General features: G+C 35.6%; 27 protein-coding genes. 15 read left to right on the plus strand and 12 right to left on the minus strand.

Annotation, left to right across the window (positions count from 1 at the left end; genetic code table 11):
* Positions 1 to 9: 9 nt before the first annotated feature.
* The 3 genes from J3U57_RS08880 (at position 10) to asd (ending at position 4048) form a co-directional block, all read left to right on the plus strand.
* Positions 10 to 441 carry a PTS sugar transporter subunit IIA gene (locus J3U57_RS08880; RefSeq protein WP_267334033.1) on the plus strand — a complete coding sequence of 144 codons (432 nt, stop codon included), beginning with the start codon at positions 10 to 12 and terminating at the stop codon, positions 439 to 441.
* 148 nt (positions 442 to 589) lie between these two features.
* Entirely contained in the window at positions 590 to 2671 is a 2082-nt protein-coding gene (locus tag J3U57_RS08885) for a prolyl oligopeptidase family serine peptidase (RefSeq protein WP_267344462.1), read from the plus strand.
* A gap of 273 nt (positions 2672 to 2944) precedes the next feature.
* Positions 2945 to 4048 carry an aspartate-semialdehyde dehydrogenase gene (asd, locus tag J3U57_RS08890; protein ID WP_267344464.1) on the plus strand — a complete coding sequence of 368 codons (1104 nt, stop codon included), beginning with the start codon at positions 2945 to 2947 and terminating at the stop codon, positions 4046 to 4048.
* A 42-nt stretch (positions 4049 to 4090) separates the two neighbouring features.
* Here asd and J3U57_RS08895 read toward each other — a convergent pair whose 3' ends face one another.
* The 3 genes from J3U57_RS08895 to nagB are packed head-to-tail and all read right to left on the minus strand — an operon-like array spanning position 4091 to position 7318.
* The gene (locus J3U57_RS08895; RefSeq protein ID WP_267334030.1) at positions 4091 to 5320 is read right to left on the minus strand and encodes an ROK family protein; all 1230 of its coding nucleotides are present in this window, start codon (positions 5318 to 5320) and stop codon (positions 4091 to 4093) included.
* 37 nt (positions 5321 to 5357) lie between these two features.
* The gene (gene nagA, locus J3U57_RS08900; RefSeq protein ID WP_267344466.1) at positions 5358 to 6500 is read right to left on the minus strand and encodes an N-acetylglucosamine-6-phosphate deacetylase; all 1143 of its coding nucleotides are present in this window, start codon (positions 6498 to 6500) and stop codon (positions 5358 to 5360) included.
* Positions 6501 to 6511: 11 nt separating this feature from the next.
* Positions 6512 to 7318, minus strand: coding sequence for a glucosamine-6-phosphate deaminase (gene nagB / locus J3U57_RS08905; protein ID WP_267344467.1), 807 nt, complete (start codon positions 7316 to 7318; stop codon positions 6512 to 6514).
* A gap of 246 nt (positions 7319 to 7564) precedes the next feature.
* Here nagB and nagE point away from each other — a divergent pair, with 246 nt between their 5' ends.
* The gene (nagE, locus tag J3U57_RS08910; RefSeq protein WP_267334027.1) at positions 7565 to 9058 is read left to right on the plus strand and encodes an N-acetylglucosamine-specific PTS transporter subunit IIBC; all 1494 of its coding nucleotides are present in this window, start codon (positions 7565 to 7567) and stop codon (positions 9056 to 9058) included.
* 210 nt (positions 9059 to 9268) lie between these two features.
* On the opposite strand, the gene tusC is transcribed toward nagE, so the two are convergent.
* Genes tusC through fkpA form a run of 3 tightly spaced genes read right to left on the minus strand, consistent with a single transcriptional unit; the run spans position 9269 to position 10822 of the window.
* Entirely contained in the window at positions 9269 to 9622 is a 354-nt protein-coding gene (gene tusC / locus J3U57_RS08915) for a sulfurtransferase complex subunit TusC (RefSeq protein ID WP_267334026.1), read from the minus strand.
* A 15-nt stretch (positions 9623 to 9637) separates the two neighbouring features.
* Positions 9638 to 10006 (minus strand): sulfurtransferase complex subunit TusD, encoded by a 369-nt coding sequence (tusD, locus tag J3U57_RS08920; RefSeq protein ID WP_267334025.1) that lies wholly within the window; start codon positions 10004 to 10006, stop codon positions 9638 to 9640.
* Positions 10007 to 10822, minus strand: coding sequence for an FKBP-type peptidyl-prolyl cis-trans isomerase (gene fkpA / locus J3U57_RS08925; protein ID WP_267344468.1), 816 nt, complete (start codon positions 10820 to 10822; stop codon positions 10007 to 10009).
* Positions 10823 to 11051: 229 nt separating this feature from the next.
* On the opposite strand from fkpA, the gene fabZ reads away from it, so the two are divergent.
* The 4 genes from fabZ to rnhB are packed head-to-tail and all read left to right on the plus strand — an operon-like array spanning position 11052 to position 14059.
* On the plus strand, positions 11052 to 11498 hold the full coding sequence (gene fabZ, locus J3U57_RS08930) for a 3-hydroxyacyl-ACP dehydratase FabZ (protein ID WP_065558097.1): 447 nt from the start codon (positions 11052 to 11054) through the stop codon (positions 11496 to 11498).
* A 43-nt stretch (positions 11499 to 11541) separates the two neighbouring features.
* On the plus strand, positions 11542 to 12321 hold the full coding sequence (lpxA, locus tag J3U57_RS08935; RefSeq protein WP_065633782.1) for an acyl-ACP--UDP-N-acetylglucosamine O-acyltransferase: 780 nt from the start codon (positions 11542 to 11544) through the stop codon (positions 12319 to 12321).
* Positions 12321 to 13475 (plus strand): lipid-A-disaccharide synthase, encoded by a 1155-nt coding sequence (gene lpxB / locus J3U57_RS08940; protein ID WP_267334023.1) that lies wholly within the window; start codon positions 12321 to 12323, stop codon positions 13473 to 13475. Before lpxA ends, lpxB begins: the two co-directional genes overlap by 1 nt.
* Positions 13469 to 14059, plus strand: coding sequence for a ribonuclease HII (gene rnhB, locus J3U57_RS08945; RefSeq protein WP_267344469.1), 591 nt, complete (start codon positions 13469 to 13471; stop codon positions 14057 to 14059). Before lpxB ends, rnhB begins: the two co-directional genes overlap by 7 nt.
* 2 nt (positions 14060 to 14061) lie before the next feature.
* On the opposite strand, the gene J3U57_RS08950 is transcribed toward rnhB, so the two are convergent.
* A complete protein-coding gene (locus J3U57_RS08950; protein WP_267344470.1) occupies positions 14062 to 14661 on the minus strand; it encodes a YiiX family permuted papain-like enzyme in 600 nt (199 codons plus the stop codon).
* 103 nt (positions 14662 to 14764) lie between these two features.
* Complete coding sequence (locus tag J3U57_RS08955) at positions 14765 to 16054, minus strand: NAD(P)/FAD-dependent oxidoreductase (RefSeq protein WP_267334020.1); 1290 nt, start codon at positions 16052 to 16054, stop codon at positions 14765 to 14767.
* A 338-nt stretch (positions 16055 to 16392) separates the two neighbouring features.
* Between J3U57_RS08955 and J3U57_RS08960 the strand changes: the two genes are divergently transcribed.
* From J3U57_RS08960 to rraA, 5 genes are all read left to right on the plus strand, one after another.
* Complete coding sequence (locus J3U57_RS08960; RefSeq protein ID WP_267344471.1) at positions 16393 to 17364, plus strand: HlyD family secretion protein; 972 nt, start codon at positions 16393 to 16395, stop codon at positions 17362 to 17364.
* Positions 17346 to 18485 carry an ABC transporter permease gene (locus J3U57_RS08965; protein ID WP_065633777.1) on the plus strand — a complete coding sequence of 380 codons (1140 nt, stop codon included), beginning with the start codon at positions 17346 to 17348 and terminating at the stop codon, positions 18483 to 18485. The genes J3U57_RS08960 and J3U57_RS08965 overlap by 19 nt, the downstream gene beginning before the upstream one ends.
* 58 nt (positions 18486 to 18543) lie before the next feature.
* Complete coding sequence (locus J3U57_RS08970; protein WP_416379604.1) at positions 18544 to 19659, plus strand: ABC transporter permease; 1116 nt, start codon at positions 18544 to 18546, stop codon at positions 19657 to 19659.
* A gap of 87 nt (positions 19660 to 19746) precedes the next feature.
* Complete coding sequence (locus J3U57_RS08975; RefSeq protein WP_267346534.1) at positions 19747 to 20649, plus strand: 1,4-dihydroxy-2-naphthoate polyprenyltransferase; 903 nt, start codon at positions 19747 to 19749, stop codon at positions 20647 to 20649.
* Between the two features lie 85 nt (positions 20650 to 20734).
* The gene (gene rraA / locus J3U57_RS08980; RefSeq protein ID WP_267334102.1) at positions 20735 to 21226 is read left to right on the plus strand and encodes a ribonuclease E activity regulator RraA; all 492 of its coding nucleotides are present in this window, start codon (positions 20735 to 20737) and stop codon (positions 21224 to 21226) included.
* Positions 21227 to 21312: 86 nt separating this feature from the next.
* Here the strand turns inward: rraA and dprA are convergent, their stop codons facing one another.
* The gene (gene dprA, locus J3U57_RS08985) at positions 21313 to 22416 is read right to left on the minus strand and encodes a DNA-processing protein DprA (RefSeq protein WP_267344472.1); all 1104 of its coding nucleotides are present in this window, start codon (positions 22414 to 22416) and stop codon (positions 21313 to 21315) included.
* A 159-nt stretch (positions 22417 to 22575) separates the two neighbouring features.
* On the opposite strand from dprA, the gene def reads away from it, so the two are divergent.
* The gene (gene def, locus J3U57_RS08990) at positions 22576 to 23088 is read left to right on the plus strand and encodes a peptide deformylase (protein WP_065633774.1); all 513 of its coding nucleotides are present in this window, start codon (positions 22576 to 22578) and stop codon (positions 23086 to 23088) included.
* 36 nt (positions 23089 to 23124) lie between these two features.
* Here the strand turns inward: def and grpE are convergent, their stop codons facing one another.
* Positions 23125 to 23709: a nucleotide exchange factor GrpE gene (gene grpE / locus J3U57_RS08995; RefSeq protein WP_267334015.1), complete on the minus strand. Its 585-nt coding sequence runs from the start codon at positions 23707 to 23709 to the stop codon at positions 23125 to 23127.
* Between the two features lie 153 nt (positions 23710 to 23862).
* On the opposite strand from grpE, the gene nadK reads away from it, so the two are divergent.
* Complete coding sequence (nadK, locus tag J3U57_RS09000; RefSeq protein WP_267344474.1) at positions 23863 to 24741, plus strand: NAD(+) kinase; 879 nt, start codon at positions 23863 to 23865, stop codon at positions 24739 to 24741.
* 107 nt (positions 24742 to 24848) lie between these two features.
* Here nadK and J3U57_RS09005 read toward each other — a convergent pair whose 3' ends face one another.
* Complete coding sequence (locus J3U57_RS09005; RefSeq protein WP_267334013.1) at positions 24849 to 25352, minus strand: phosphatidylglycerophosphatase A; 504 nt, start codon at positions 25350 to 25352, stop codon at positions 24849 to 24851.
* Positions 25353 to 25447: 95 nt separating this feature from the next.
* A complete protein-coding gene (gene argF, locus J3U57_RS09010) occupies positions 25448 to 26458 on the minus strand; it encodes an ornithine carbamoyltransferase (RefSeq protein ID WP_267344475.1) in 1011 nt (336 codons plus the stop codon).
* Positions 26459 to 26592: the final 134 nt, after the last annotated feature.

The raw sequence follows: 26592 nt of genomic DNA on the forward strand, positions 1-26592 counted from the left end.
ACATTGCCAATGATTGCAGTATTAGTCAGCACCCATGGACCAATGGCAAACAGCATTATTGAAAGTGCTGAAATGATTTGTGGTAAACAAACACAATGTGAAGCAGTCCCTTTTTTAACAGAGCAATCGTTAGATGATTTTCAACAGCAAATTGAACAAACATTGACAATGCTAACACAGGAAGGACAAACTCTACTTTGTTTTGTTGATTTAAAAGGTGGCACCCCCTTTAATACATTAACCAGACTAATGGCAAATTACCCAAATCTCGAAATTGTTACTGGGGTGAATATACCCATGTTATTGGCAACATTTATGCTAAGAACGCAAATGGCGTTAGATGATTTATTACCAGAACTAATGCAAACCGCTAAACAAAGTATTGAACACTATAATATGGTGTCAATGACGTCATCAATAATAGAAGATGAAGAGTTTTAAACTGGTCAAATAAAAAACAATTAATTTAACTTTAATAAGGCAAATATATTTTTAACGCAAATAAAATTATATTTGCTTTTATCCATTACGAGTAATACCTTTCTATTTAAAGCCTTACATTGATCATCGAATAAATAGGTAGGCAAATTTGACTATATTTAGAGATAAAACAGTTATCATCATATTGATTCTATTATTAAGTAGTATTTGTAGCTGTTGTAAAACTAATAATGAATTAACATTAAAACAAATCGACACGAACGATAAATATCGTTGGATGGAAAATCAACCACAGTTAATCAATAATTGGTTATTGTCTGAATCTGAACGTACTGTCAAAACACTAAATGCGTTACCTTGGCAAAAAACAGTGAGTCAGCGGTTTGATGAGTTAACAGATTTTGGCGCTGAACCTAGAATATCTGATATTCAATACGTAGGCGATAATTGTTTTTATTTTAAACAAACAGCAGATCATCCGTATAATCGTCTTTTTGTTAAAGATCGCTTCAATAATGAAAAAGTATTAATCGATCCCCCTATTGGCTATGGTATATATGACTTTTATCCTTCACATGATGGTCAATATATTGCTTATAGCATTTATGAAAATGGTGCTGAGATATCATCAATAAAAATTATTAATGTAAAGACCAAATCACATCTTAATGATGATATAACCGGCATATCAGATCCAAATATCATTTGGTCTAAGGATAATTTATCCTTTTTTTATAAAAGAAATGATAGATATCAACACAATAGTCAAAAATCCGGCACAGAAGAGGTCTACCATCACTATTTAAACGCAAATAGACAAAATGATGTTTTAATATTTGGTACTGGCCAGATATCCGATTATAACCCCTTTACTGATCAAAACACTTCATTATCCTTTTCGGCAAATTGGGCTATTGCTTCGGTCTCACCTTCTATATCGGGTTATAGTATCGATTTGTATATAACACCCTATGATGATCTTCAAAAAAACAATGCTCATTGGCAAAAAATCATCGATAGAAAACAAAATGTGACCAATTTTATTCTGAAAGATGATTGGTTATATTTAGCTAAATATAATGATTTGTCTGGTTATACTATTTCGCGCGTGAATCTAAATAAGAATAGCCAACCAGAAGAAAAAATTATGGCATGGCAAAATGGAGATTTGACTCAATTTGCCGCAAGCAAAGATGCTATTTACTTAGCTTATCATGAGTCAACAATCCCCCACTTTGTAACTATCCCTTTTGCTGACACTCATCATGTTAAATTGATCCCACTTGCCAATAATGAAGAAGTAACGGCCATTTTTAGTAATGCAGATCACAAAGAAATATTATTTACTGCTCAAAATTGGACTGTCCCACCCAAAATATTTAGTTATGATCCTGATAATGGGTTAATTCAAGATACAAAAATGATTAATCCCAGCGCTTTTTCGTTTGCCAACTATGAGGCTGAACAACAATGGATAAAATCAAGCGATGGCACACTCATTCCCATGACGATTATTCATCCTAAAGGGATCAAATATGATGGTACTGCTCCTACATGGTTAACGACCTATGGCGCATATGGTGTAAGTCAGCTCGCTTTTTTTGATGCGACACGTTTAATTTGGCTTGAAAGAGGTGGAATAATTGCAATTGCTCACGTTCGAGGCGGTGGAGAATTAGGCAAAAATTGGCATATTGGCGGTAGCTTAGCGAATAAACAAAACTCAATTGATGACTTTATAAAATGCGCACAATATTTGATTAATCATCATATTACCCAACCATCTAAGCTAGTTATCAGCGGTGAGAGTGCGGGTGGTATTATAATTGGCATGGCATTAGCTAAACATCCTGAACTTTTTGCTGCGGCATCTATTAATGTGGGTATGTTAAATATGAGCCGATTAGATAACATCGCCATTGGCAACGCAAATTTTGCCGAGTTTGGTTCGCCATTAAACGCAAAACAGTTAAATGATTTATCTAAAATAGATGCCTATTTAAACTTAAAAGATAATGTTACGTATCCACCGGTTATGATTTCGCTAGGTTTGAAAGATGAACGTGTCGCACCATGGCAAAGTGCTAAATTTATTGCTCGTCTTAATGCGATAAACCATAGCAAAAAACAGCAGGTATTCGTTATTGCAGATCAATATGAAGGGCATTTTTTGGATAATTTTCTCAATACTGTCGAGTTTTTTATTTGGCAAACCATGCCAACACCATAATTAAAAATGGCTAACGTTAAAGTAAATATTATTTATGACAATCTTTATCATCAAATAGGTTACTTAAGCGCACTTATCATTGTAAAAAAAGAATAGGTAACGGACATCAATAAAAACTAGCTAGTAATTTAAATAACAATAGTTTTATATAATTCGCTGTTATCTTTTCATAATCTAAAAAAATAATTCTTATCTTACTTTGATTTATGATGATATTTTGCTTTAATAGTAAAAGTGACTATTTATATAACATCTACTTTTTGGAAATAAATTATGAAAAATGTTGGTTTTGTCGGATGGCGTGGAATGGTGGGTTCTGTTCTGATGCAACGTATGGTTGAAGAACACGATTTTGATTATATTAACCCTGTTTTTTTCTCAACTTCTCAAGCAGGTGCTGCTGCGCCAACTTTTGGTGGAAAAACAGGCACGTTACAACGTGCAGATAATATTGATGCACTAAAAGCATTAGACATTATTGTCACCTGCCAAGGGGGTGATTACACTTCCCAAATCTATTCAAAACTACGCGCGACAGGCTGGCAAGGCTACTGGATTGATGCTGCATCAACTTTACGTATGGAAGATGATGCTGTTATTGTGCTTGATCCCGTTAACAAAGCGAATATCCACGCAGCTCTAGATAAAGGCATTAAAACCTTTGTTGGTGGTAACTGTACCGTCAGTTTAATGCTAATGTCTTTAGGTGGTTTATTTGCTGAAAACTTGATAGATTGGGTATCAGTCTCAACTTATCAAGCAGCATCTGGCGGTGGTGCACGTCATATGCGTGAACTGTTAACCCAAATGGGAATGCTAAATGCCGAAGTTGCTAAAGAATTGCAAGATCCGCATTCTTCAATTTTAGATATCGAACGTAAAGTCACACAAAAAATGCGCGATGGAAGCTTACCTACCGATAATTTTGGTGTGCCTTTAGCCGGTAGCTTGATTCCTTGGATCGATAAAGCACTGGATAATGGCCAAAGTAAAGAAGAGTGGAAAGGCCAAGCTGAAACCAATAAGATTTTAGGAACCAGCCAAATTATCCCTGTTGATGGACTTTGTGTTCGAATTGGCGCTCTACGTTGCCACAGTCAATCATTCACGATTAAATTAAACAAAGATATCAGCGTGCCAGAAGTTGAAAAATTATTAGCTGCACATAATGATTGGGTAAAAGTGGTACCTAATGATCGTGAAATTTCAATGCGAGAATTAACACCAGCCGCCGTTACTGGTACGTTAACAACACCAGTTGGACGTTTACGTAAACTTAATATGGGTAAAGACTATTTATCAGCATTTACCGTTGGCGACCAACTATTATGGGGCGCGGCAGAACCATTAAGAAGAATGTTACGGATTTTAGCCTAATAAAAAAGCCCGAACCCTCGGGCTTTTTTTATCATCAAAAAACTATTGTTCACTATCTTCAACTAATGTCATTAACAACGAACCATTAAATAATGCTTGTTGAATAAGAGCAAAAGCGCCTATAGCTGAACAATCATTTAACACTGAACAATTAATGGTGAGGTTTTTTCTTAATCCCTCTAAACTTTGAGCATTCAATGCACTATTTACAGCATGTAACAAAATTTCGGGTGATTTAATTAATTCCCCTGCGAGTACAATACGTTGTGGGTTAAATATATTTACCATAATTGCGACAGCTCGCCCCAAATTTTCACCCGCGTCTTTAACTAATTTAATAGCTAGCTCATCGCCTTGATTGGCACAACTGCAAATATTTGCAATATTACACTCAGTAAGCGTTAATTTAGTCGGATAACCTTGTTCGATCATCTGTTTAGCTCGGCGCTCTATAGCGTTATTTACGACGCGATTTTCTAAACAACCAAAATTACCACAATGACAACGTTCCCCTAGTGTATCGACCTGAATATGACCCACTTCACAAGCACTTTGGTTATGATTGGTTAATAATTGTTGATTAACAATTACGCCTGATCCTACTCCTCGATGAACACGTATCAATATTGAATCATCGACATCTTGTGTGGTGCCAAAGTAACTTTCAGCAAGCGCTAAACTTTGAATATCATTGCCTAAAAAGATAGTGACATTAAACTCACGATGTAATACATCACCCAAATGCCACTCTTTAACTTGAATATGCGGAGCGTATCGAACAATACCGCGTACAGAGTCGATCAAACCAGGCAGTACGACCGCTATGGCTATCAGGCGTTTCACTTTTTTACTATTTTTATGAATAAATTCTTTGAGTAAAGCAACAAGATAGTCTTGCACTTCTTGCTCAGTAAAATCGGTTAACGGATAAACCTCTAACGCTATACTATGCGCACCTAAATCATAAAGTTCAATGGTAACATGTGAACGACTTAATTGTACGCCAATAGTTTGATAATAACTAAACTTAGCTTGTATAGAAACAGCTGGGCGCCCACCTGTTGATTGTTGTGCATCAACTTCTTTAATCAATTTATTTTTAAGTAGTTGGCGGGTAATTTTTGTGATACTTGCTGGAGCTAAGTGGCTAATTTCAGCAAGTTGTATTCGAGAAATTGGCGCTTGCTGAACAATCAAACGATAAATCATTGCATAATTAAGTTGCTTGATTAGCTCAGCATTGCCAACTAAGTTCAGATAATTAAATGTCATAAATTAACTCAGATAATTTCATTCGTTATCTGACATTCTAGCGGGTCATCACCCCATTAACAACCGTTTTAATTATTCTAAAGTCACGATTAAAAACAACAAGATTGGCTATTTTACCTGCATTAATTGTACCCAGTTGTTTATCGACACCTATGGCTTTTGCGGGATAAAGCGTTGCCATTCTTAATGCCTCATCCAATGCAATGCCTACATATTCAACTGCGTTTTTTACCGCCTCAATCATGGTTAGGGCTGATCCACCTAATGTGCCATTTTCATCAACGCAACGCCCATCTTTATAATAGATAGTTTTTCCAGCAAACACGCCCGAAGTTAAATTTGAACCAGCAAGTAACATCGCATCAGTTATTAAAATTAAATGATCTTGCTTTATTTTATGGCTATTACGAATATTAGCCCAGCTCACATGATGACCATCAGCAATAATGCCGACGTAAACCTCTGGTTCATCATAAATCGCACCAACTACACCCGGTTCTCGCCCAGAAATATAAGGCATAGCATTAAATAGATGCGTGCCTAAACGAATACCGTCATTAAATCCTCGACGACAATCATCATAATGCGCATTAGAATGGCCAACTGATACATGAATACCAGCATTAACCAACTGTTGAATAAAATGACTTTCAACTTTTTCTGGTGCAAGGGTAATAATTTTAATCACATCAGCATTTTCGCAAAGAAAATCAATCATTTTTTGCGACGGTTGACGAATAATATTAGGATCATGAATACCTTTCTTTTCTGGATTGATATAAGGTCCTTCAAGATGTAATCCCAAAGCTTGGTTAGGATGCGTGGTTAAATATTCACGCATAACATTTACCGCTTTTATCATAAATTCATCTGTTGAAGTAATTAAAGTCGGTAAATAACTGGTACAACCATGAACAAGGTTTGTTGCTTGCATTGCTTCTAGTGTTTTAACACTTAAAGCATCAAGTGATTCATTAAACTGTACTCCACCACAACCATTGACTTGAATATCAATAAGACCTGGTGCAACAATGGCACCTTGTAAATCATCAATAGTGATGCCAGCTGGCAATTGTTCTTGTTTACAAACTTTGCTAATCTTATCGCCGTCAATAATAACGGCGTGATTTTCAAGAATTTCATAACCAGTATAAATACGACAATTTGTTAATGCGTACATTGAGTTATCCTTTATAAAACAGTTATTTTAAGATTATCTGCTTCCATCTGTTTAAAATATTTTAAGGTTTTGACTTTAAGATCATCAGTACTTGGCTCATCACAAACAATAATTGATGCTGGATGCATTTGTAATGCAGTCACAGTCCATAAATGGTTAACTGAACCTTCAACACCGGCTTGCAGTGCTAAACTCTTATTATGACCACAAACAAGTAAAATTACCTCTTGTGCATCCATTAATGTTGCAACACCAATAGTCAGTGCGTGTTTTGGTACTTGATTTTTATCATTATTAAAAAAGCGAGAATTAGCAATAATGGTATCTTCAGTTAAAGTTTTAATCCGTGTTCTTGAACAAAGTGAAGAGCCTGGTTCGTTAAATGCAATATGTCCATCTTGACCCACCCCACCAACAAAGATATTAATTTTACCATAAGCTTTAATTTTTTCTTCATATTGACGACATTCTGCATCGATATCAGGAGCATTACCATTTAAAATATTGATATTATTTTTATCGATATCAATATGATCAAAAAAGTTTTCATGCATAAAAGTATGGTAACTTTGAGGGTGATCTTCCGGTAACCCAACATATTCATCCATATTAAAGGTCACAACGTGTTTAAAACTGACATGACCTGCTTGATAATGTTTGATTAATTGTTGATACATAACTAAAGGTGAACTTCCCGTTGGTAAACCTAATAAAAACGGACGATCCGCTGTCGGTTTAAATTGATTAATTTTATTAACAATACGCTGTGCCACCCAAGCGCCAACTTGTTGCGCATTTTCTAAAGGAATAAGTCTCATGTGCTACTACCTCTTCTGATATAATAAAATAACTTCTTTTTTTTTAAAGTAAAATATGTTGACTATATTTTACTATATTAAAGTATTTAATCAAAAAAATTAGTGACAAAAATCACAAAAAGCAAATAATTAATTTGCGAAGTAAAATAATATAATATCAAATATAAAAAAATAACAACTAATATCTAACAACTGTTTTTAACTTAACTTTTTTAGATATTGTTTAACAATATATGAGGTTAACTTATGGGAATTTTAGCGTATTTACAACGCATTGGGCGTTCATTAATGGTGCCGGTGGCAGTATTACCTGCGGCGGCAATACTGCTTGGTATAGGCTACTGGATTGATCCAAATGGTTGGGGACAAAATAGCATTATTGCTGCCTTTTTAATAAAATCTGGTGGTGCAATTATTGAAAACATGCCAATCCTCTTTGCTATAGGTGTTGCTTATGGTATGTCTAAAGATAAAGATGGTGCAGCTGCATTATCTGGATTAGTCGGTTTTTTAGTTGTCACAACATTACTTTCACCAAGTTCTATTGCATTATTTAATGGTATTGATACCAGTGTTGATGGTTGGCAATCACAAATTTCCCCTGCGTTTAAAAAAATTAATAATCAGTTTGTTGGTATTTTAGTTGGCATTATTGCAGCTGAATTATATAACCGATTCAGTTCTGTTGAATTACATAAAGCGTTAGCTTTTTTTAGTGGTAAACGATTAGTTCCTATTATTGTTTCTATCGTGATGCTATTAGTTTCTGCTGTTTTATATTTTATATGGCCATCTATTTATGATGCATTAGTTGCTTTTGGTAAATACATTAAAGATTTAGGCTCTATTGGGGCGGGTATTTATGGCTTCTTTAACCGTTTGTTAATTCCGGTCGGCTTACACCACGCACTTAACTCGGTATTTTGGTTTGATGTGGCTGGCATCAATGATATACCAACCTTCCTTGGTGGCCAAAAATCAATTGATGATGGATTAGCAACCATTGGTATTACCGGTCGCTATCAAGCAGGATTTTTCCCAATTATGATGTTTGGTTTACCGGGCGCAGCATTAGCCATGTATCATACAGCTAAGAAAGGCAATAAAGATAAAACCGCATCGATCATGTTAGCCGCTTCATTTGCCGCATTTTTCACTGGGGTTACTGAACCTTTAGAATTTGCTTTTATGTTTGTAGCACCTTTACTTTATGTGATCCATGCTATTTTAACTGGAATTTCACTATTTATCGCTGCAACCATGCAATGGATAGCTGGCTTTGGCTTTAGTGCAGGTTTAATCGATATGCTGTTATCCAGCCGCAATCCTTTAGCTGTACATTGGTATATGTTGATATTACAAGGTTTAGTGTTCTTTGTTGTCTACTATGTTGTATTCCGTTTTGTGATTGTTAAATTCAATCTTAAAACACCGGGTCGTGAAGATGATGAAACAGTAACAACAAATAGCCAAAATTCACAATCAGGACTTGCTATTAGCGATGCATCTCAACTTGCACAGCAATATTTACTTGTTGTTGGTGGTAAAGAGAACTTAACCAATATCGACTCATGTATTACTCGTTTACGCCTAAGTGTTAATGATTCTGACTTAATTGATGAACAAGCAGCAAAAGCACTTGGTGCAATGGCAGTAATCAAATTAGGTAAAACAGGTGTGCAAATTGTGGTTGGACAGCAAGCTGAAAAAATTGCCGACCAAATGAAAAAACTGGTTTAATCGAGTTATGACTCAATTTCTATAAGTTATTTTAATAACAATAATCCAACCTATGACTGAGGGTAGCAAAGTAATAGGTTGGATTAATAACTTATATCATTAGTATTTTGTTATATAAACATTCCTACACATTCAATATATCAAATAGAAGTAAAAAAGATCTAAACAGTGGGTAGAGTTAAAACTGATTTGTGTTTTTAGTTTTAATAATTAAAACCGTAAAACCACATCTTGACTAGCTAATAATTGTTTTAAAGATGGTGCATCAAGCACCTTATGCGGAATATTTAAGTTGATATTAGTCAGATTTCGTGAGTTTAACGCAGACTGACAAACATAAACATCATCAATATCATAAAGTTCTAACAGGTTAAAAGTAGCAATATAATCGCGCATTAAAATTTTATCAGGATACTGATTTGGCAATAGATGAAATACCCCATCATCAATAAATAGTACCGAAATAGCATTTATAGCCGATGCAGCAAGTGCAATATCAAGTGCTTCCCGACCTTTAGCATCACCATGAGGTAAAGCGCTAATAATAATGGCAATTTTCTTCATTGTAATAACCTTAAGTTAAAATTGAATAGTCCGATCTGAAGTCGCCATGGATTCACTTAACTCTCCAAGCCCAGTTAATTCAAAATATTGTGCAAGATTATTTTTAGTCACACCTCGCCTTTGTGCAGCAGCGACACAAACACCTAACTTTAAGGCATATTTTTCTGCTAATTGTTGCCAAGCTGAAATTAAATTAAATTCATCATTTGCCGGATCGGTATAATCGTTAGCATTATACACGCCATCGCCATAGAAAAAGATATTTTCAATACGATAAGAAGTTTGGCTTAACAGTGATTGAGCAAATTGATAGGCACAATAAGCAGATTGGGTCCCATAAGCAGGACCCAAAACAACAAGAGTGTAACTTAATGAATTACTCAATTAGTTTGTTGCCTTTGGTTGGGCTGATTGAGTATTTTGGTTTTCGCTATTAGCATCACCATTATCGATACCAAGTAATTCAACTTCAAAAATTAATGTTGAACCAGGTTGAATTGAAGCTTTATCACCTTGTCCAGGGAAGCTTTGATCACCATAAGCTAAATCAGGCGGCACAACCAACTTAATTTTACCACCAACACCAATTAATTGAATTCCTTCTGTCCAACCTTTAATAACACCGCTTAATGGGAATGTTGCTGTTTCGCCACGGTCATAAGAACTATCGAATTTACGTCCATCGGTTAATGTTCCAGTATAGTGAACAATAACGGTGTCATCGGCAGTTGGATGACGATCTGAACCTTCTTTAAGAATTTGATAAAGTAATCCAGACTTAGTTTGTTTAACGCCATCTTGTTTAGCAAAATCTGCACGGAATTTATCACCAGCGGCAGTATTATCGGCTTTTTCTTTTTCAAAACGCGCTTTACTTTCTTCTTGAATACGTTTACCGAATGCTTCTAAAACATTTTTTACTTCATCTTTTGAAAGTTGAGATGCATCACGGAAAGTTTCATTAAAGCCACTAATGATATAATCTTGGTCGGCTTTAATTTGATTTTGTTCTAAATTTGCTTTCATGTAAGTTGCAAATGATGAACCCAAAGCATAAGCTTCTTTTTGTGCATCATTTGAAATGGTAATTTTATCTGTTCCTGACTGTGTTTTTTCTTGAGATGTTTTTTTATCATCACAGCCAACCAAAGCCAATACAATTGCACTACTTACTAACGTCATTTTAATCAATGATTTCATACTACTCTCCAAGTTAGGAACTTTTTAGCTAAATTTCAGATTATTATATATGATTTGATATAGGATAATATAGTATTTACAGATCATTTATTTAATAAAACTATTATTAATATAGCAATAATAGCTATAGTTAAACAAAACGGGGGATTTAAATCATCCTTGAGTGATAGTGGCATCCTCAGTTATAATATACAAAATTTATAGAAAATAATGTAAAAGGATAGCTATTTTGACTACCGAACTTAATACCCTTGATATTGAAGAAATCATCAGTTTATTACCTCATCGTTATCCATTTTTAATGGTTGATCGGGTAATTAGTTATGAAAAAGGTAAAACATTAAAAGCGATTAAAAATGTCACAGTTAATGAACCTTTCTTCCAAGGTCACTTTCCAAATAAACCGATTTTTCCTGGCGTATTAATTTTAGAAGCTATGGCACAAGCTACGGGAATTTTAGCGTTTAAAAGTATTGAAGAGTTATCACCAGGACAACTTTATTATTTTGCATCAATTGATAAAGCGCGCTTTAAAAGACCGGTTGTACCAGGCGATCAAATCGTGCTTGATGTTGAATATATTAAAGAACGTCGTGGTATTGCACTATTCCATGGAGTTGCAACTGTTGATGGCAAGTTGGTTTGCGAAGCAGAAATGATGTGTGCTCGTAAATAACTTGGTTTTTAAAATATCCCTAAAACAGTATTAAGGAACTGCTATGGCAACGGAAATACACCCAAGTTCAGTAATTGAAAAAGGCGCAAAAATTGGCGATAACGTCAAAATTGGACCTTTTTGCTTTATTGGTGAAAATGTTGAAATTGGCAATGGGACTTTTTTAAAATCACATGTTGTCATCAATGGTCATACTAAAATTGGTAACGATAACCAAATTTATCAATTTGCTTCAATCGGTGAAGTTAATCAAGATTTAAAATATCGAGGTGAGCCAACTCGCACCGAAATTGGCGATCGTAATATGATTCGTGAAAGTGTGACTATCCATCGAGGAACGGTTCAAGGTGGTGAGTTAACGCGTATTGGCAGTGATAATTTATTTATGATAAATGCCCATATTGCACACGATTGCCATATTGGAAATCATTGCATTTTAGCCAACAATGCAACACTTGGTGGGCATGTTCAATTAGACGATTATGTCATTATTGGAGGTATGACAGCTGTACACCAATTTTGTGTAATAGGATCACACGTAATGGTAGGTGGCTGTTCAGGTGTTGCGCAAGATGTCCCCCCTTATGTGATTGCCCAAGGTAATCATGCCACTCCGCATGGTGTTAATTATGAAGGTTTAAAACGCCGTGGATTTAGTAAAGAAGCGCTACAAGCCATTCGTAATAGCTACAAAATTCTTTATCGAAACGGATTAAGTTTAGATGAAGCTAAAATAGAAATTGAAACACTCGCAAAACAGCATCCAGAAGTACAATTATTTGTCGACTTTTTTGCGCGCTCAACACGTGGCATGATTCGTTAATGGCAGATAAGCCCTTTACTGTCGCTTTAGTTGCCGGTGAAACCTCTGGCGATATTCTTGGCGCAGGTCTAATCTGCGCTTTAAGAAAACTTCATCCCAATATTCAATTTATCGGTATCGCTGGCCCCAAAATGCAAGCCGAAGGTTGTCAAGCTTGGTATGAAATGGATGAGTTATCGGTAATGGGAATTGTCGAAGTATTAGGAAGATTGCGCCGCATTTTATCCATCCGCCAAGATATCACTAAACGCTTAATCGCCCTTAAACCAGATGTTTTTATTGGTATTGATGCCCCTGACTTTAATCTCTCTTTAGAAGGTAGGCTAAAACAAGCCGGTATTAAAACCATACATTATGTGAGCCCATCAGTTTGGGCATGGAAGCAAAAACGCGTGTTTAAGATTAAACGTAATACAAATCTGATTTTGGTCTTTTTACCGTTCGAAAAAGCGTTTTATGATAAGTTTGATGTGCCGTGTCGTTTTATTGGTCATAAAATGGCGGATGATATCCCTTTAATACCCGATCAATTCGCAATGCGCCAACAATTAGGTATCCCACTTAATAGTCGTTGTTTAGCGCTATTGCCGGGAAGCCGTCATGCTGAAGTCACGCTATTATCGGCGCCTTTTTTACAAGCTGCTCAGTTGCTAGAGCAACGTTTTCCAGATTTACATATTGTTGTACCTTTAGCAAATGCAAAAAGGCGACAAGAGTTTGAACAAATTAAAGCACAAATCGCCCCTAATCTTAAGGTTCAATTATTCGATGGTCAGGCGCGTGAAGCAATGATTGCAAGTAATGCAGCTATTTTGGCATCAGGAACGGTTGCTTTAGAATGTATGTTGGCTAAATGCCCAATGGTGGTTGGGTATAAAATGAAAGCCTTTACGTTTTGGCTAGCTAAAAAATTAATCAAAACTCCTTATGTTTCATTACCTAACATTTTAGCCGGTAAAGCGATTGTACCTGAATTACTTCAGCATGACTGTACACCCGAAAATATCGCTAATCACGTTATTCCTCTCTTAGAAAGTGATAATACAGAATTGAAAGCAACCTTTTTATCGTTACATAAGCAAATTCGTTGTAATGCCGATGAACAAGCCGCTCAAGCAGTACTTGATGTTTTAGAGGACTCACCTTGTTGTTAGAATTTACCTACCCTGATGCCACATTAATTGCCGGTGTTGATGAAGTTGGACGAGGACCATTATGCGGGGATGTCGTTACCGCAGCGGTTATTTTAGATCCCAATAAACCGATTAAGGGATTAACAGACTCCAAAAAACTGTCTGAAAAAAAACGTGAACAACTATTTGATGTTATTAAAGAAAATGCATTAGCTTGGTGTGTTGCAAGGGCATCTGTTGAAGAAATAGACAAGTTAAATATTTTACACGCTACCATGTTAGCTATGCAACGAGCTGTAGATGGATTATCGATTAAACCCAATTTTGTTTTGGTAGATGGTAACCGTTGTCCTAAATTCGGCATTCAAACACAAGCCGTGGTTAAAGGTGATTTACTTGTTGCTGAAATTAGTGCTGCGTCAATTCTTGCAAAAGTGACGCGTGATCGTGAAATGGTTGAATTAGACAAATTGTATCCACAATATGGACTGGCTCAGCATAAAGGCTATCCAACTAAAGCCCATTTAATTGCCATTGAAGCGCACGGTATTAATCACTTATACCGAAAAAGCTTTGCTCCGATAAAAAAATTACTGTTAGTTTAACACTACCAATGCTTATCAACAGTAATCAATAATGGCGAGTTAAACATAGCGACAGGCGAAATAACTCTTTCTTGATAAGGAATATTATTCCCATAGCGCTCTTTCAATTTTTGTTTAACTGCTGGTGCTGACAGATTAAAATCTTTAATTCTTTGTAATTGTCCAATTTTCAATGCTAATGCTCGGTCATAAATTTTCCAAACTAATTCTGAGCAATAAATATATGTATCATCCCAACCAAACCAAATATCGTAAGGCTTATTTTCAAATGAATGAGCAACTTGTTTTAAATGAGAAATTTCTTGCTGTGATAAAGGTTGATCTTTTAGACGTTTAATTATATATTTTCTGTTTTTTCCTCGATTTATCCATTTCTCAAACGGTGTATAGACCACTTTATTTGCCGCTTCAAAGACATAAGGTTTTCCATTTTTAATAAAAATTATTCCCATATGACTATAAGGTGAGTTAGTAGCTTGTTGAACAGCAAGACTTTGACGGGATTGAGAGGGTTGAAAGATAATATCCCCATCTTGAGGTTTGTAGTCAGCAACACAAATAAAACTGGTTAATAATAACACCAGTACAGAAACAAAACGCATCAATAAAAACCCAAACAGCTAAACTCATTAGCTGAAATTATATAAAAAAATAGCTACTTATAATTTTTATTCTTATAAGTAGCTATATGTTTTTATGTAAAAACTAATCTCTGTTAGTAAAAATCGACGATGCTTTAGCTTTATACATCACTTTACTTGCGCTAGCAAACCGAATGGTTTTAAATACGCCAAGTAAACTCGCCTGATGTGTACGATAAAGTAACCGATGAATCATTAACGCTAAAAAGCCTTTAACACTCATTTCACTTTTACTGCCTAATTTAACCACTCCTTGTGCAGTATCGTGCAACGAAATTATGGTACCTTTGTCAGAATATTTAAATGACTTCATTGGTTGATTATTAAACAAGTTAACAATGTTTTCATAACATATTTTTGCCATTTGATGTGCGGCTTGCGCGGTAGGAGGAGATGCATGACCGTTATCTTGCATAGCATAGGCACAATCACCAATAACAAAAATACTATCATCTCGCGTAGTTTGTAATGTCGGTTTGACGACCAATTGATTAGAGCGGCTCGATTCTAAACCGGCAATCTCTTTTAAAAAGTCAGGGGCTTTAACACCAGCAGTCCAGATCATAATATCGGCTTTAATCTCGTCCCCTTCTTTAGGGTAAAAACCGTCACTTTCAGCTTTGGTAATCATGGTTTTAGTCAACACATGTATACCACGTTTTTGTAAAGTTTGAGTAATACTTTCCGCTGTTTTTTCTGGTAAGGCTGGTAGAATTCGATCTGTTGCTTCAATTACCGAAACATCTAACAAATCAGAACACATTTTATTGCGCCCACAAGCACCGAAGGTTTCAACCATATGAGGTAGCTCCGAGGCTAATTCAACACCTGTTGCGCCACCACCTACAATAGCAATACGGATTTTATCTTCATCTTTTGTTTCGCTCTCATCAATAATAGAGCAAAAACTGGTAAATTTAGAAATTAAGGTTTCACGTAACTTAATTGCCGCGTTTTGATCATCTAAAAAGATACAGTGCTCTTTCACACCTGGCGTACCAAAATCATTAGAAGTGCTACCAATTGCTATCACTAAAAAATCATACGCAAGGGACGTTGTTTCATTATTATTGTCGATAATTTTAACTAATTTGTTATCACGATCTATATCGGTAAACGTACCTTGAGTAAATCCAAAACCATGATCTTGCCCTTGAGAAGAGTAATAAATATTATCAACTTGTTCATCAAGAACACCAGTTGCAACTTCATGTAATAGTGGTTTCCAAAGATGATAACTATTTTTATCGATCAACGTTATCTGTGCTTTATTACTTTTTCCCAGCTTATCGCCTAGGTCTGTCGCTAGCTCTAAACCACCAGCGCCACCACCAATAATAATTATTTTTTTCATAAATTTTAGGCCTTAGTATTTCAATTTTAAATATCATACTAAATAAGTCGGTTTTTATCTATTTCTTTTAACTAATCTCATTCATAAATAAAATCTATTAAAATAGTAGTTTAGAATGATTGAAATTTATATATCGTCCAAATAAAATAATAGTAAAATCAATAAAAGTGCCAATATTTACGTATTCTTTAAACAAAGAACGTGCTTTCGTTGTTTAAATAAAACACATTTCGTATAATATAAAGAATAGTTACAATTTACGTATGTAAAATCCATATTGCATACAATTATCCTAACTCTTTAGGCCTTATCTAATTACTGTCACTCTTAAAAAATTTATGAATAAAAGAACTTTTATTATTATTGCATTAATTGTTATTTTAATTTCAATGACAATTTTAATTCGATCACACAATAATCAACTCATATTACAAGGTGAAGTTGATGCGCCTAATGTCAGTATCTCGTCAAAAGCGAAAGGTCGGGTACAAGTCATCAATGTCAATCGAGGCGATGATGTTAAGCCAAATCAGATTGTTATTACCCTTGATAGTCCTGAGCTTTTAGCGCAAGTCAAAGCGGCCGAAGCGGCTCGCGATCAAGCTCAGGCGCAAGTCGAACTTTCAGAACATGGCACACGGGAAGAAAGTATTCGTTACTACGAAGCACTACTTAAACAAGCCACAGTAGATTACAACAATGCATCAAAAGAGTATGAACGTAATAAAGCCATTTCAAGCAAAGGATTTGTCTCTCAATCAATATTAGATAATGCTTTAAAAACTCGCGACGCTGCTTTTCAACAAGTTCAATCGGCGCAAGCTAATTTAGATCAAGCCAAAAATGGTGACCGAGTTGAACAACGTCAAATTTATGATGCGCAATTAAAGCAAGCAGAAGAACAACTTAAACAGTTACAAATCCAATACGATGACTTGAAAGTTAAAGCCCCAGTTGAAGGTGAAATTGGCTCTATCCCGGCTGAAGTTGGTGAGTTATTTAATGCAAATAGTCCATTATTAACCATAATTCGATTACCCGAAGCCTATTTTGTATTTAATCTTCGTGAAAATATTATGCCTAATATCCACAAAGGTGATCACGTTAAATTAGAAGTACCTGCACTTGGCAATAAAGAGGTTGAAGCGGAAATTCGTTATATCGCGCCTATGGGTGATTACGCAACTAAGCGCGCAACTCGTGCCACCGGCGACTTTGACTTAAAAACATTTGAAGTTAGACTTTATCCAACTACACCTATTGCAGGTTTACGCGCTGGCATGAGCACCTTATGGAAATTAGACAACTAATTTTAGACTTTTGGCAGCGTTTTAAACAAGCATTTAACGCTGAAATACCAGTCATATTTAGACGGTTTACCTTCCACTGGTTAATGTGGATTTTACCGCTGATTATTTTCATATTAATCAGTAGTATCTTCCATCGTGGGGTATTATTTGATTTGCCAGTTGGCTATATTGATAATGACAAAAGTAGTTTATCACGTGAAATAGTGCGCGATCTCAATGCTGGCGCACATGCTAATCTTATCAATTATGATAGCCAACTTTCTATTGCTGAACGTGATTTACAAAAAGCTAAAATTTATGCCATTTTGTATATTCCACCCAATTTTGAAGCGGACGTATTAGCCGGTCGTCAACCTACGCCTATGCTTTATTATAATGCGTTGTATTATAGTGCAGGGCTGTATTCAATTATGGATTATTCAGGTTTGATTGCCACATTAAATACTCAATATCGAACCACAATGGCAACCAGTGTTGGCTTACCTGTTCCAACGTTGGCAAAAGTTAACTTCAATTATGATGGGCTATTTAATGCGAGCGGTAACTCGATGTACTTCCAACAGTTCTCTGCTGTCGTGCATTTGTTACAACTATTTGTAGTCACAACCACAATTCATATTTTAGCGCAGCTACCTAAACGTACTCGCCCAAATTATCCGTTTGTGCTCGGTAAGTTAGCACCTTATACCATTTGGTATACCATGTTACTCATTTTCGAAATCGCCATGTTGGTGCTATTTTCGCATGCTCGCGTATCAGGTTCACCCTTTGCGATGATTGTGGTGGTGTTCTTTTATGTTATTGCTGCACAAAGTATTGGTATTTTGCTTTACACATTTACCAAAACCTCTTTAGATGCCTACACCTATATTGGTGTCTTGGTTGGTTTGGCACTCACTTATTCTGGTGTAGTTGTACCCGAATTATCGATGCCTTGGATTGCAAGATTTATCTCATCTCTTGAGCCGTTAACCTATGCTCTAAATAAATTGTTTGATCTATTTTTGCGGCATTCTAGTTATCTTTCAGTACTAAAAACCTGTAGTATTTTAATGATTTACCCAATAATTATTACAGTGTTAGTTCGAAAACGCTTAGTTAGACGGCTACATTCACAGTAAGAGGAAACATTTGGTGGTTAAAATATTTTGGTCTTCATTTGCAAAAATATTTTTATTTATGCTAATACGCCCGATGTGGTTGTTGCTCTTAGTATCTGTCTCGTTGATGAGCTTAGTGTATAGTAATGGTACGATTACGAGTTTACCTGTAGCAATTGTTGATCAAGATCATACCGCAACCAGCCGTAGCCTTATTCGTTCTTTAAATACCAGTTCCAAGATTGAAACAATTATATACGAAGGTTCATTAGAAGCTTATGACGATATCAATAATCGTAAACTGTTTGCTGTTTTCACCATTCCCCGAGATTTTGAAAAACGGATCTTAAGTGGTCAAGAAGTGACAATCCCAGCTTATGGTGATGCTTCAAGCCGTTTAGCTAATGGCTTAATACAGGTGGACATAAAGGGCATTTATCAGCAAATATTAACGGAATTTAACAGCCGAATTATGCGAAATAATGGTTTTTCAGACAAACAAATCAATGTCATTCTTTCACCAATAAATGGTCAAACTGAGCCTCTTTATAATGCTGGAATTAGCTTTGCTGCAATAACGTTCCCGGGTTTATTAGTGATGTTATTACAACACTCATTTTTGATTGCTTCAACGCGCACGAATATAACTTTAAACTCACTGCCTCAAGGAAAACCACCCAAAATCGCGGTAATAGGTAGTTTATGCGGTTTAATTCCAATTTGGTTATTCTTATCAATTGTGCTATTTGGTTTATGGCCTTGGGTTTTAGGATACAGGCAATTGGCAAACATACCAGAAATTTTAATTATGACATTTCCATTATTGCTTGCAGTTTTAGGTCTCAGCAAATTACTGACCGAGTGTTTACGTAGAGCAGAAATGATCTATTTAACACTGGCATTTTTAACAACGCCTGTATTTTACTTATCCGGTACAATTTGGCCGCTCGATGCCATGCCTCTTTGGGTGCAAACAGTTTCAAGAATGTTACCCTCAACTTGGGCAACCAATATGATCGCCGGCGTTAATCAAATGGGTTTAGGCCTAACAGATAATTGGTTTAATGTATTTATGATTTTAATGCTTGGCGTGATGTACGGCTCGCTTGGTTTTTTTATTGCCGCATTAAGACAAGGGCAAGTAAGACGATTCTTTAAAAAAATGAAAAGAACTTATATTGCTAAAATTAGATAAATAAAATTCACTTAGTTCATCATTAGCAGTTAATATCAATTACTGTTATGATGACTACAAATTTTTTAAATTTAAATAACATGTTAAATGTCAATGAAATGTTATCCGTGGATGATTAGTTTACGTCCAAAAACATTAGTACTTTCGCTTTCTGCAATTCTTATGGGTAATGCGCTAGCTTATTGGCAGCACGCATTCAATCTATTTATTATGCTGTTTTCAATCACCACAGCCGCTCTATTACAAATATTATCTAATTTAGCCAATGACTATGGTGATGCCATTAAAGGGAGTGATAAGCAAAATCTCAGCGCACATGCTCGAGGCATTCAATTAGGTTTAATTACCTTAAAGCAATTAAAGATAGCATTATGGATTAACATTTTGTTATGTATCTTATCGGGATTAATTTTAATTATTGTTGCCTGTAATAGTGTTTATCAATTATTAAGCTTTATCCTGTTAGGACTTTTGGCGATTATCGCAGCCATCACTTACACCATTGGCAAAAAACCTTACGGTTATATTGCACTAGGTGATTTATCCGTATTGCTCTTTTTTGGCTTAGTTGGGGTAATGGGCAGTTATTATTTACAAACTAAATTATTATCTGTATCGATTATCTTACCATCTATTGGGAGCGGCTTATTGGCCGTAGCGGTTCTTAATATTAATAACTTACGCGATATTGACAGTGATCGGCTCAATCATAAAACAACGCTTGTAGTTTTGATGGGAAACACGCTTGGACGATACTATCATATATTGTTATTGCTCTGTTCTCTAAGCTTTTTTAGCTTGTTTGCTTATTATCAACTACACACTATTTACAGTGGATTATTCTTAATAATCTTACCACTATATGGCAAACATATTTATGCGGTTTTACAATATCGCAATTCAAATGAAGCATTACCTTTGTTAATACAGATGGTCAAACTTGCTTTATTAACTAATTTACTTTATTGTTTGGGTATTATTTTGAGCTAGCTCACGTTTATTTAAATTTTATATCGTGTTAATCAATGTTAGCGTTATACTAAACACAATTTAAAATGCAAAAGGAGACTCGATGATGGAGTTTGATACTTCAATTCTTTGCGATTATTACCCAGAAGATGTTAACGTCGTTGAACCAATTTTCAGCAATTTTGGTGGTGTATCGTCATTTTCAGGTCAAGCTGTAACAGTAAAATGTTTTGAAGATAACGGCTTATTATACGAAGTCTTACAATCTAATGGTACTGGCAAAATATTGGTGATTGATGGTGGAGGATCGGTTCGACGAGCACTGATTGATGCAGAATTAATTGATATTGCTATTCAAAATCAATGGGAAGGCATAATTGTTTATGGTGCGGTTCGTCAAGTTGATTATCTTGCTGATGCTGAAATCGGTATTCAAGCTCTTGCATCAATTCCTGTCGGCTCAGAAGATCAAGGTGTGGGTGAAGTCGATATCCGTGTTAACTTTGGCGGTGTAACTTTCTTTTCAGGTGATTTTGTCTATGCCGATAACACCGGTATTATCCTATCTGAAATTGCATTAGAAATTGAAGAAAAATAAAAAGTATATTCCCCCACCGATTCATATCGGTGGCAGTTATTCTTAGCCTATAATCCAGCTAAATATTTACGACAATATAAAATGTATTAGCAAGTTCTTGTACGAATAAAACCGCCAGTTACTGTCATAATTAATCCAGCAATTTCCATCTCTAATAGTTTACTGGTTAGTTCTGGAATCGGTAAATCAACTAATGAGGCTATCACATCAACAGCTATAGGTTGGTGATGGATCACAGCAAAAATTTCGGGATACAAAATATTATTGTTAGTGTCATCATGTTGTTTTTTTACTTGCCGATCCATTGTTGATAAATAACCACTATAGTGTTCTAAAATATCGATAGGTTGAGTCACTAAATAGGCACCTTGTTTAATTAAATAATGGGTTCCACTACAGTTTTGATTATCAATATCCCCAGGTAAAGCAAACACATCACGATTTTGTTCAATAGCATAACGCGCAGTAATTAACGATCCACTTTTTTCAGAGGCTTCAACCACAAACGTACCTAAACTTAATCCACTAATAATTCGATTGCGTCTTGGAAAGTACTCAGATCTCGCGTTTTCAAAGGGCAAAAATTCTGATACTAATGCCCCATTTTGGGCCAAAATATCTTGCGCAAGTTTAAGATTAGATACGGGCGCAATCTTAGCTAAGCCACTACCAAGAACGGCTAGAGTATTACCCGCGACTTCAAGTGCCCCTCGATGACAAATTGCATCTAAACCAAGCGCTAAACCACTGGTTATCGTTAAACCATTAATCGCAAGTTCACCGGCAAAATATCGTCCCCATTGTGCGCCATATTCACTAAATTCACGGCTACCGACCATCGCAATTTGGGGAGAAGATAACAGCTGAGCGTTTCCCATCACAAATAAAAATATAGGGGGAGAACTGATTTGCTTTAGTAAAGCGGGATAGTGTAAATCACAATAAGCGATCAACGATCTAGGTGGAAAAGAATTATTTAACCATTTGAGTATTGGTTCAAAATGTAAATAAGAGATAGATAAGCAATGTGCTTGTTGAGTTTGGCTTAAGCCTAATTTTTCTAATAAAAAAGGCACATCCTTAATTTGATTAGGTAGACCAGATACAAAAAACTGACTCAATTTTTTAAAAATAGCCAGTTTTCCATGACCAAGCATTGAAATTCGAAGCAAGAATTCATATTTACTCATTACATTCCTCTTGATTCACATCTAAAACAGATGCCTTACCTTGAATTGATAAGATATATTTTATCAATAGCCAACTAAGGCTATTCATTACCAAGATAAATGTTTACAATGTGAGCAAGTTGATAAAACCTAACAAATGAGGAGTAGATCGAACAATTTATGGCTATTTTACCGGTATTACGTTTTCCTGACGAACGACTTCGCAAAGTTGCAAAACCTGTAACTAATTTTACACCTGAGCTACAAACCATCATTGATAATATGATTGAGACAATGTACGCCGAAAATGGTATTGGACTTGCGGCAACTCAAGTCGATGTACATGAACAAATTATTGTTATTGATGTTTCGGAAGACAAAAGTCAAGTTTATGTCATTATTAATCCAGAGGTTATTAGTCAAGAAGGTGAAACAGGTATTGAAGAAGGTTGTTTATCAGTTCCTGATTGCCGTGGATTTGTACCAAGAGCAGAAAAAATTAAAATTAAAGCACTTGATCGCCATGGTAACCCTTACCAAATTGATGCCGATGAATTATTTGCTATTTGTATTCAACATGAAATGGATCACTTAAAAGGTAAATTATTTGTTGATTACCTTTCACCATTAAAACGTCAACGAATTGAACAAAAAATGAAAAAATTGACGCGAGAAGAGCAACGCAATAAATAAGTTTAGCCGCCCTTTTAAGGCGGCTCATTTTTTACTTTATTTAGCAACAATTACCATAGCTGGACGAATTAATCGACCATTTAACGTATAACCTTTTTGAATGGTATTTACGATTTGACCTGATTGATGTTCAGGTGACTCAACCATACTAATCGCTTGATGTAAATCTGGATTTAATTGTGAATCTTGGGTGTTAATCACTTCAATACCAAATTTTTTCACGGTATCTAAAAATGATTTTAAGGTCAGCTCTAAGCCTTCAACCATTGCTTGATGCTGTGGATTATCCTTATCAGTTGATTCTAAAGCACGTTCTAGATTATCAATGACAGGTAATAATTCGTTCGAAAACTTTTCAAGCGCAAATTTACGGGCTTTATCAACATCTTGCTCTACACGTTTGCGCACGTTGTCGATCTCGGCACGAGCACGAATCATGGCTTCGCTTTCATTCTTTTTAGCAATTTGTAATTCTTGTTCAAGCTCGGCAATTCGTGCATCTTTCGCTTTTAATTGCTCATCAACATTAGGTTGAGCTTGTGTAGCTTGCTCGGTTGATGATTCGGTTGCGGTATCAATGTTAGATTCATTTTCTGACATATTCTTATCTTGCTCTGTCATACGGTACTCCAAATGTAGTCGAAAACTTAGTTAATAACGGTTATTATGGGGACAAATTTTATTATTACAAGCTTAACAATAAGTTGATAGATATTTTTTTGGCTGTTATAAAAAAATACAGCGATTTATATCTAACAATAACAAGGATATTCTATGCGTGCACCATTTAAATGCATTGGCTTAATTGGCATTCCAAGAAAACTTGAGGCAATCGAAACACATAGCGTACTCTATGATTGGCTGGTTAAATTGGGAATTGAGGTTTTAGTTGAAGACCGATTAGCGGAATATATTAAATTCCCGAACAACATTTATGCTTCACTAGATAAAATCGGTGAACAAGCAGATTTGGCTATCGTGGTAGGTGGCGATGGTAATATGTTGCGCTCAGCACGTTGCTTATCACACTATAAAATTAAGGTAATTGGCGTCAATCGTGGCAATCTGGGTTTTTTAACCGATATTTCACATGAAAAAGTGATCGAGCAGTTAAGCCCAGTGATTGCAGGTGAATATGATGATGATCCTCGCTTTTTAGTCGAAGTCTCTATTTATGATAATGGCAAATTAATCAACTCGGGTTTTGCCGTTAATGAAATTGTCGTTACCCCTAATACGGTTGCGCATATGATTGATTATGATGTCTACATCAATGAACGTAATGCCTTTTCACAGCGGGCTGATGGCTTAATTATTGCCACACCAACTGGCTCAACAGCCTATTCTTTATCTGCGGGCGGGCCTATTTTAGCCCCACATTTAGATGCTTTAATTATTACACCTATGTTTCCGCATTCATTAGCAGTTAGGCCATTAGTTATTAAAAGTGACAAACCTATTCATCTTAAATTTCCAACCACCGCACTCGATCTAAATATCGCCTGTGACAGTCAAATAATTTTACCGGTGAAACCAAGTCAGGATGTGATTATTCGCCGTTCAGAGTATGAATTTAACCTGATTCACTCTAAAGACTATGATTACTTTAATAATCTTTCAACTAAACTTGGCTGGTCACAAAAAATGTATTAGCCAATTTAAATGGCTCTTTTTTAGCTATCATCGCTATGAAAGACAACTCGCTTGTTAAGATAAAAACAAGCGAGAATAAGAGAAAGCAAAACAATATTGTTTTTAAATCAGCAGTTAATCAGATAAGTGAATAGATAAACAGTAATAGAAGAAAAAATAGCGGCGATAACATCATCGACCATAATCCCAAATCCACCTGGTACACGCTTATCAAACCAACGAATAGGCCACGGTTTTGCCATATCGAATATTCTAAATGCAACAAAAGCAATCATGACCCAGAGAATAGAAACTTGTGGAATAAAAAATAAAGTTATCCACATGCCGACAAATTCATCCCAAACGATATGTCCCGAATCATGAGTATGCGTATCATCAGATGTTTTTTGACATAAAAAACAACCAAATATAAAGGCAACAACCATCAATACCCAGTATAAAATGGGTTGCAAGCCATTAAATAATAACCAACACGGAATTGCCATTAATGAGCCCATGGTTCCTGGCATAATAGGCGATAAACCACTGCCTAGCCCAACCGCTAAAAAATGGATTGGATTGGTAAGTTTTAGGTATTTTTTAAAATCTTTATTGCGATCTTGTTTAGTCATTATGTCGTGATTCTTATTGATAAAATTTTGCCGACTAAAGTCGGCAAATTATAAAAAAGCTAATGCCTTATAAGCATTAAGTCCAGATAGGTATATTATTCGTCTTTAGTTAAGGTTGCAACCATGACAGCTTTAATGGTGTGTAGCCGGTTTTCGGCTTCATCAAAAACAATACTATGCTCGGATTCAAAGACTTCATCAGTCACTTCTAAGCCATTTTTCAAACCATATTGGGCAGCCATCTGTTTTCCTACAGTCGTATTCATATCATGAAAAGCTGGTAGGCAATGCATAAATTTAACTTTAGGGTTGCCGGTTAATTTGATCACATTTTGGTTGACTTGGTATGGAGTTAATAATTTTACTCGCTCATCCCATACTTCTTTCGGTTCACCCATTGATACCCAAACATCGGTATAGAGGAAATCAACATCTTTTACACCTTCGGCAACATCTTCTGTTAAGATAATTTTAGCACCAGTGGTTTTGGCTATCGCTTGGCATTTTTGCACCAGTTCAGCTTCAGGTTGACAAGCTTTCGGCGCAACTAAGCGAATTTCCATTCCCATTAATGCCGCGCCTTCCATTAATGAGTTGCCCATATTATTACGTGCATCCCCCAAGTAAGCAAATTTAACACTATTTAAAGCTCGCTTTCCAATATGCTCTTGCATGGTCATAAAGTCAGCAAGGATTTGGGTCGGATGCGCTTCGGTAGTTAAACCATTCCAAACTGGCACACCAGCATATTTTGCTAAGGTTTCAACAATATCTTGCCCATAACCTCGATATTCAATACCGTCATACATTCGACCAAGCACTCGTGCAGTATCAGCAATCGACTCTTTATGACCAATTTGACTACCACTTGGCCCCAAATAAGTCACTTGCGCACCTTGATCGTAAGCACCAACTTCAAATGCACAGCGAGTACGAGTAGAGTCTTTTTCAAAAATTAAAGCGATATTTTTACCTGATAAATGTTTTTTTTCCACTCCTTGGTGCTTCGCCTGTTTTAATTCAATAGCAAGATTAATTAATTGATTAATTTCTGCTGGTGTGAAATCGAGTAATCTTAAGAAATGGCGCTGATAAAACCCGTGCATGCAATACCCCTTTAGTTATCATGATTCAAAATAATTTTATTTGAATAATTATTCACTTTCAAGCCAATTTTTCAAAAATCAATAACAAATACCAAAACTCAACTAAAATCTCAAAAATTAGACATTATTATTTA

Origin of the sequence: Gilliamella sp. B3464 (assembly GCF_026536145.1) — a bacterium.
In the GTDB taxonomy this organism is placed as follows: Bacteria; Pseudomonadota; Gammaproteobacteria; order Enterobacterales; family Orbaceae; genus Gilliamella.

What these genes read in the sequence shown, in the direction of transcription:
- fkpA (WP_267344468.1), bottom strand. Translation starts at nt 10,822, where the DNA reads ATGAAATCATTGATTAAAATGACGTTAGTAAGTAGTGCAATTGTATTG.
- lpxA (WP_065633782.1), top strand. Translation starts at nt 11,542, where the DNA reads ATGGCAACGGAAATACACCCAAGTTCAGTAATTGAAAAAGGCGCAAAA.
- nagE (WP_267334027.1), top strand. Translation starts at nt 7,565, where the DNA reads ATGGGAATTTTAGCGTATTTACAACGCATTGGGCGTTCATTAATGGTG.
- J3U57_RS09005 (WP_267334013.1), bottom strand. Translation starts at nt 25,352, where the DNA reads ATGACTAAACAAGATCGCAATAAAGATTTTAAAAAATACCTAAAACTT.
- nagA (WP_267344466.1), bottom strand. Translation starts at nt 6,500, where the DNA reads ATGTACGCATTAACAAATTGTCGTATTTATACTGGTTATGAAATTCTT.
- asd (WP_267344464.1), top strand. Translation starts at nt 2,945, where the DNA reads ATGAAAAATGTTGGTTTTGTCGGATGGCGTGGAATGGTGGGTTCTGTT.
- J3U57_RS08880 (WP_267334033.1), top strand. Translation starts at nt 10, where the DNA reads ATGATTGCAGTATTAGTCAGCACCCATGGACCAATGGCAAACAGCATT.
- J3U57_RS08960 (WP_267344471.1), top strand. Translation starts at nt 16,393, where the DNA reads ATGAATAAAAGAACTTTTATTATTATTGCATTAATTGTTATTTTAATT.
- J3U57_RS08955 (WP_267334020.1), bottom strand. Translation starts at nt 16,054, where the DNA reads ATGAAAAAAATAATTATTATTGGTGGTGGCGCTGGTGGTTTAGAGCTA.
- J3U57_RS08965 (WP_065633777.1), top strand. Translation starts at nt 17,346, where the DNA reads ATGGAAATTAGACAACTAATTTTAGACTTTTGGCAGCGTTTTAAACAA.
- J3U57_RS08950 (WP_267344470.1), bottom strand. Translation starts at nt 14,661, where the DNA reads ATGCGTTTTGTTTCTGTACTGGTGTTATTATTAACCAGTTTTATTTGT.
- lpxB (WP_267334023.1), top strand. Translation starts at nt 12,321, where the DNA reads ATGGCAGATAAGCCCTTTACTGTCGCTTTAGTTGCCGGTGAAACCTCT.
- def (WP_065633774.1), top strand. Translation starts at nt 22,576, where the DNA reads ATGGCTATTTTACCGGTATTACGTTTTCCTGACGAACGACTTCGCAAA.
- tusC (WP_267334026.1), bottom strand. Translation starts at nt 9,622, where the DNA reads ATGAAGAAAATTGCCATTATTATTAGCGCTTTACCTCATGGTGATGCT.
- dprA (WP_267344472.1), bottom strand. Translation starts at nt 22,416, where the DNA reads ATGAGTAAATATGAATTCTTGCTTCGAATTTCAATGCTTGGTCATGGA.
- J3U57_RS08970 (WP_416379604.1), top strand. Translation starts at nt 18,544, where the DNA reads ATGCTAATACGCCCGATGTGGTTGTTGCTCTTAGTATCTGTCTCGTTG.
- rraA (WP_267334102.1), top strand. Translation starts at nt 20,735, where the DNA reads ATGGAGTTTGATACTTCAATTCTTTGCGATTATTACCCAGAAGATGTT.
- argF (WP_267344475.1), bottom strand. Translation starts at nt 26,458, where the DNA reads ATGCACGGGTTTTATCAGCGCCATTTCTTAAGATTACTCGATTTCACA.
- grpE (WP_267334015.1), bottom strand. Translation starts at nt 23,709, where the DNA reads ATGACAGAGCAAGATAAGAATATGTCAGAAAATGAATCTAACATTGAT.
- nadK (WP_267344474.1), top strand. Translation starts at nt 23,863, where the DNA reads ATGCGTGCACCATTTAAATGCATTGGCTTAATTGGCATTCCAAGAAAA.
- J3U57_RS08895 (WP_267334030.1), bottom strand. Translation starts at nt 5,320, where the DNA reads ATGACATTTAATTATCTGAACTTAGTTGGCAATGCTGAGCTAATCAAG.
- nagB (WP_267344467.1), bottom strand. Translation starts at nt 7,318, where the DNA reads ATGAGACTTATTCCTTTAGAAAATGCGCAACAAGTTGGCGCTTGGGTG.
- J3U57_RS08975 (WP_267346534.1), top strand. Translation starts at nt 19,747, where the DNA reads ATGTCAATGAAATGTTATCCGTGGATGATTAGTTTACGTCCAAAAACA.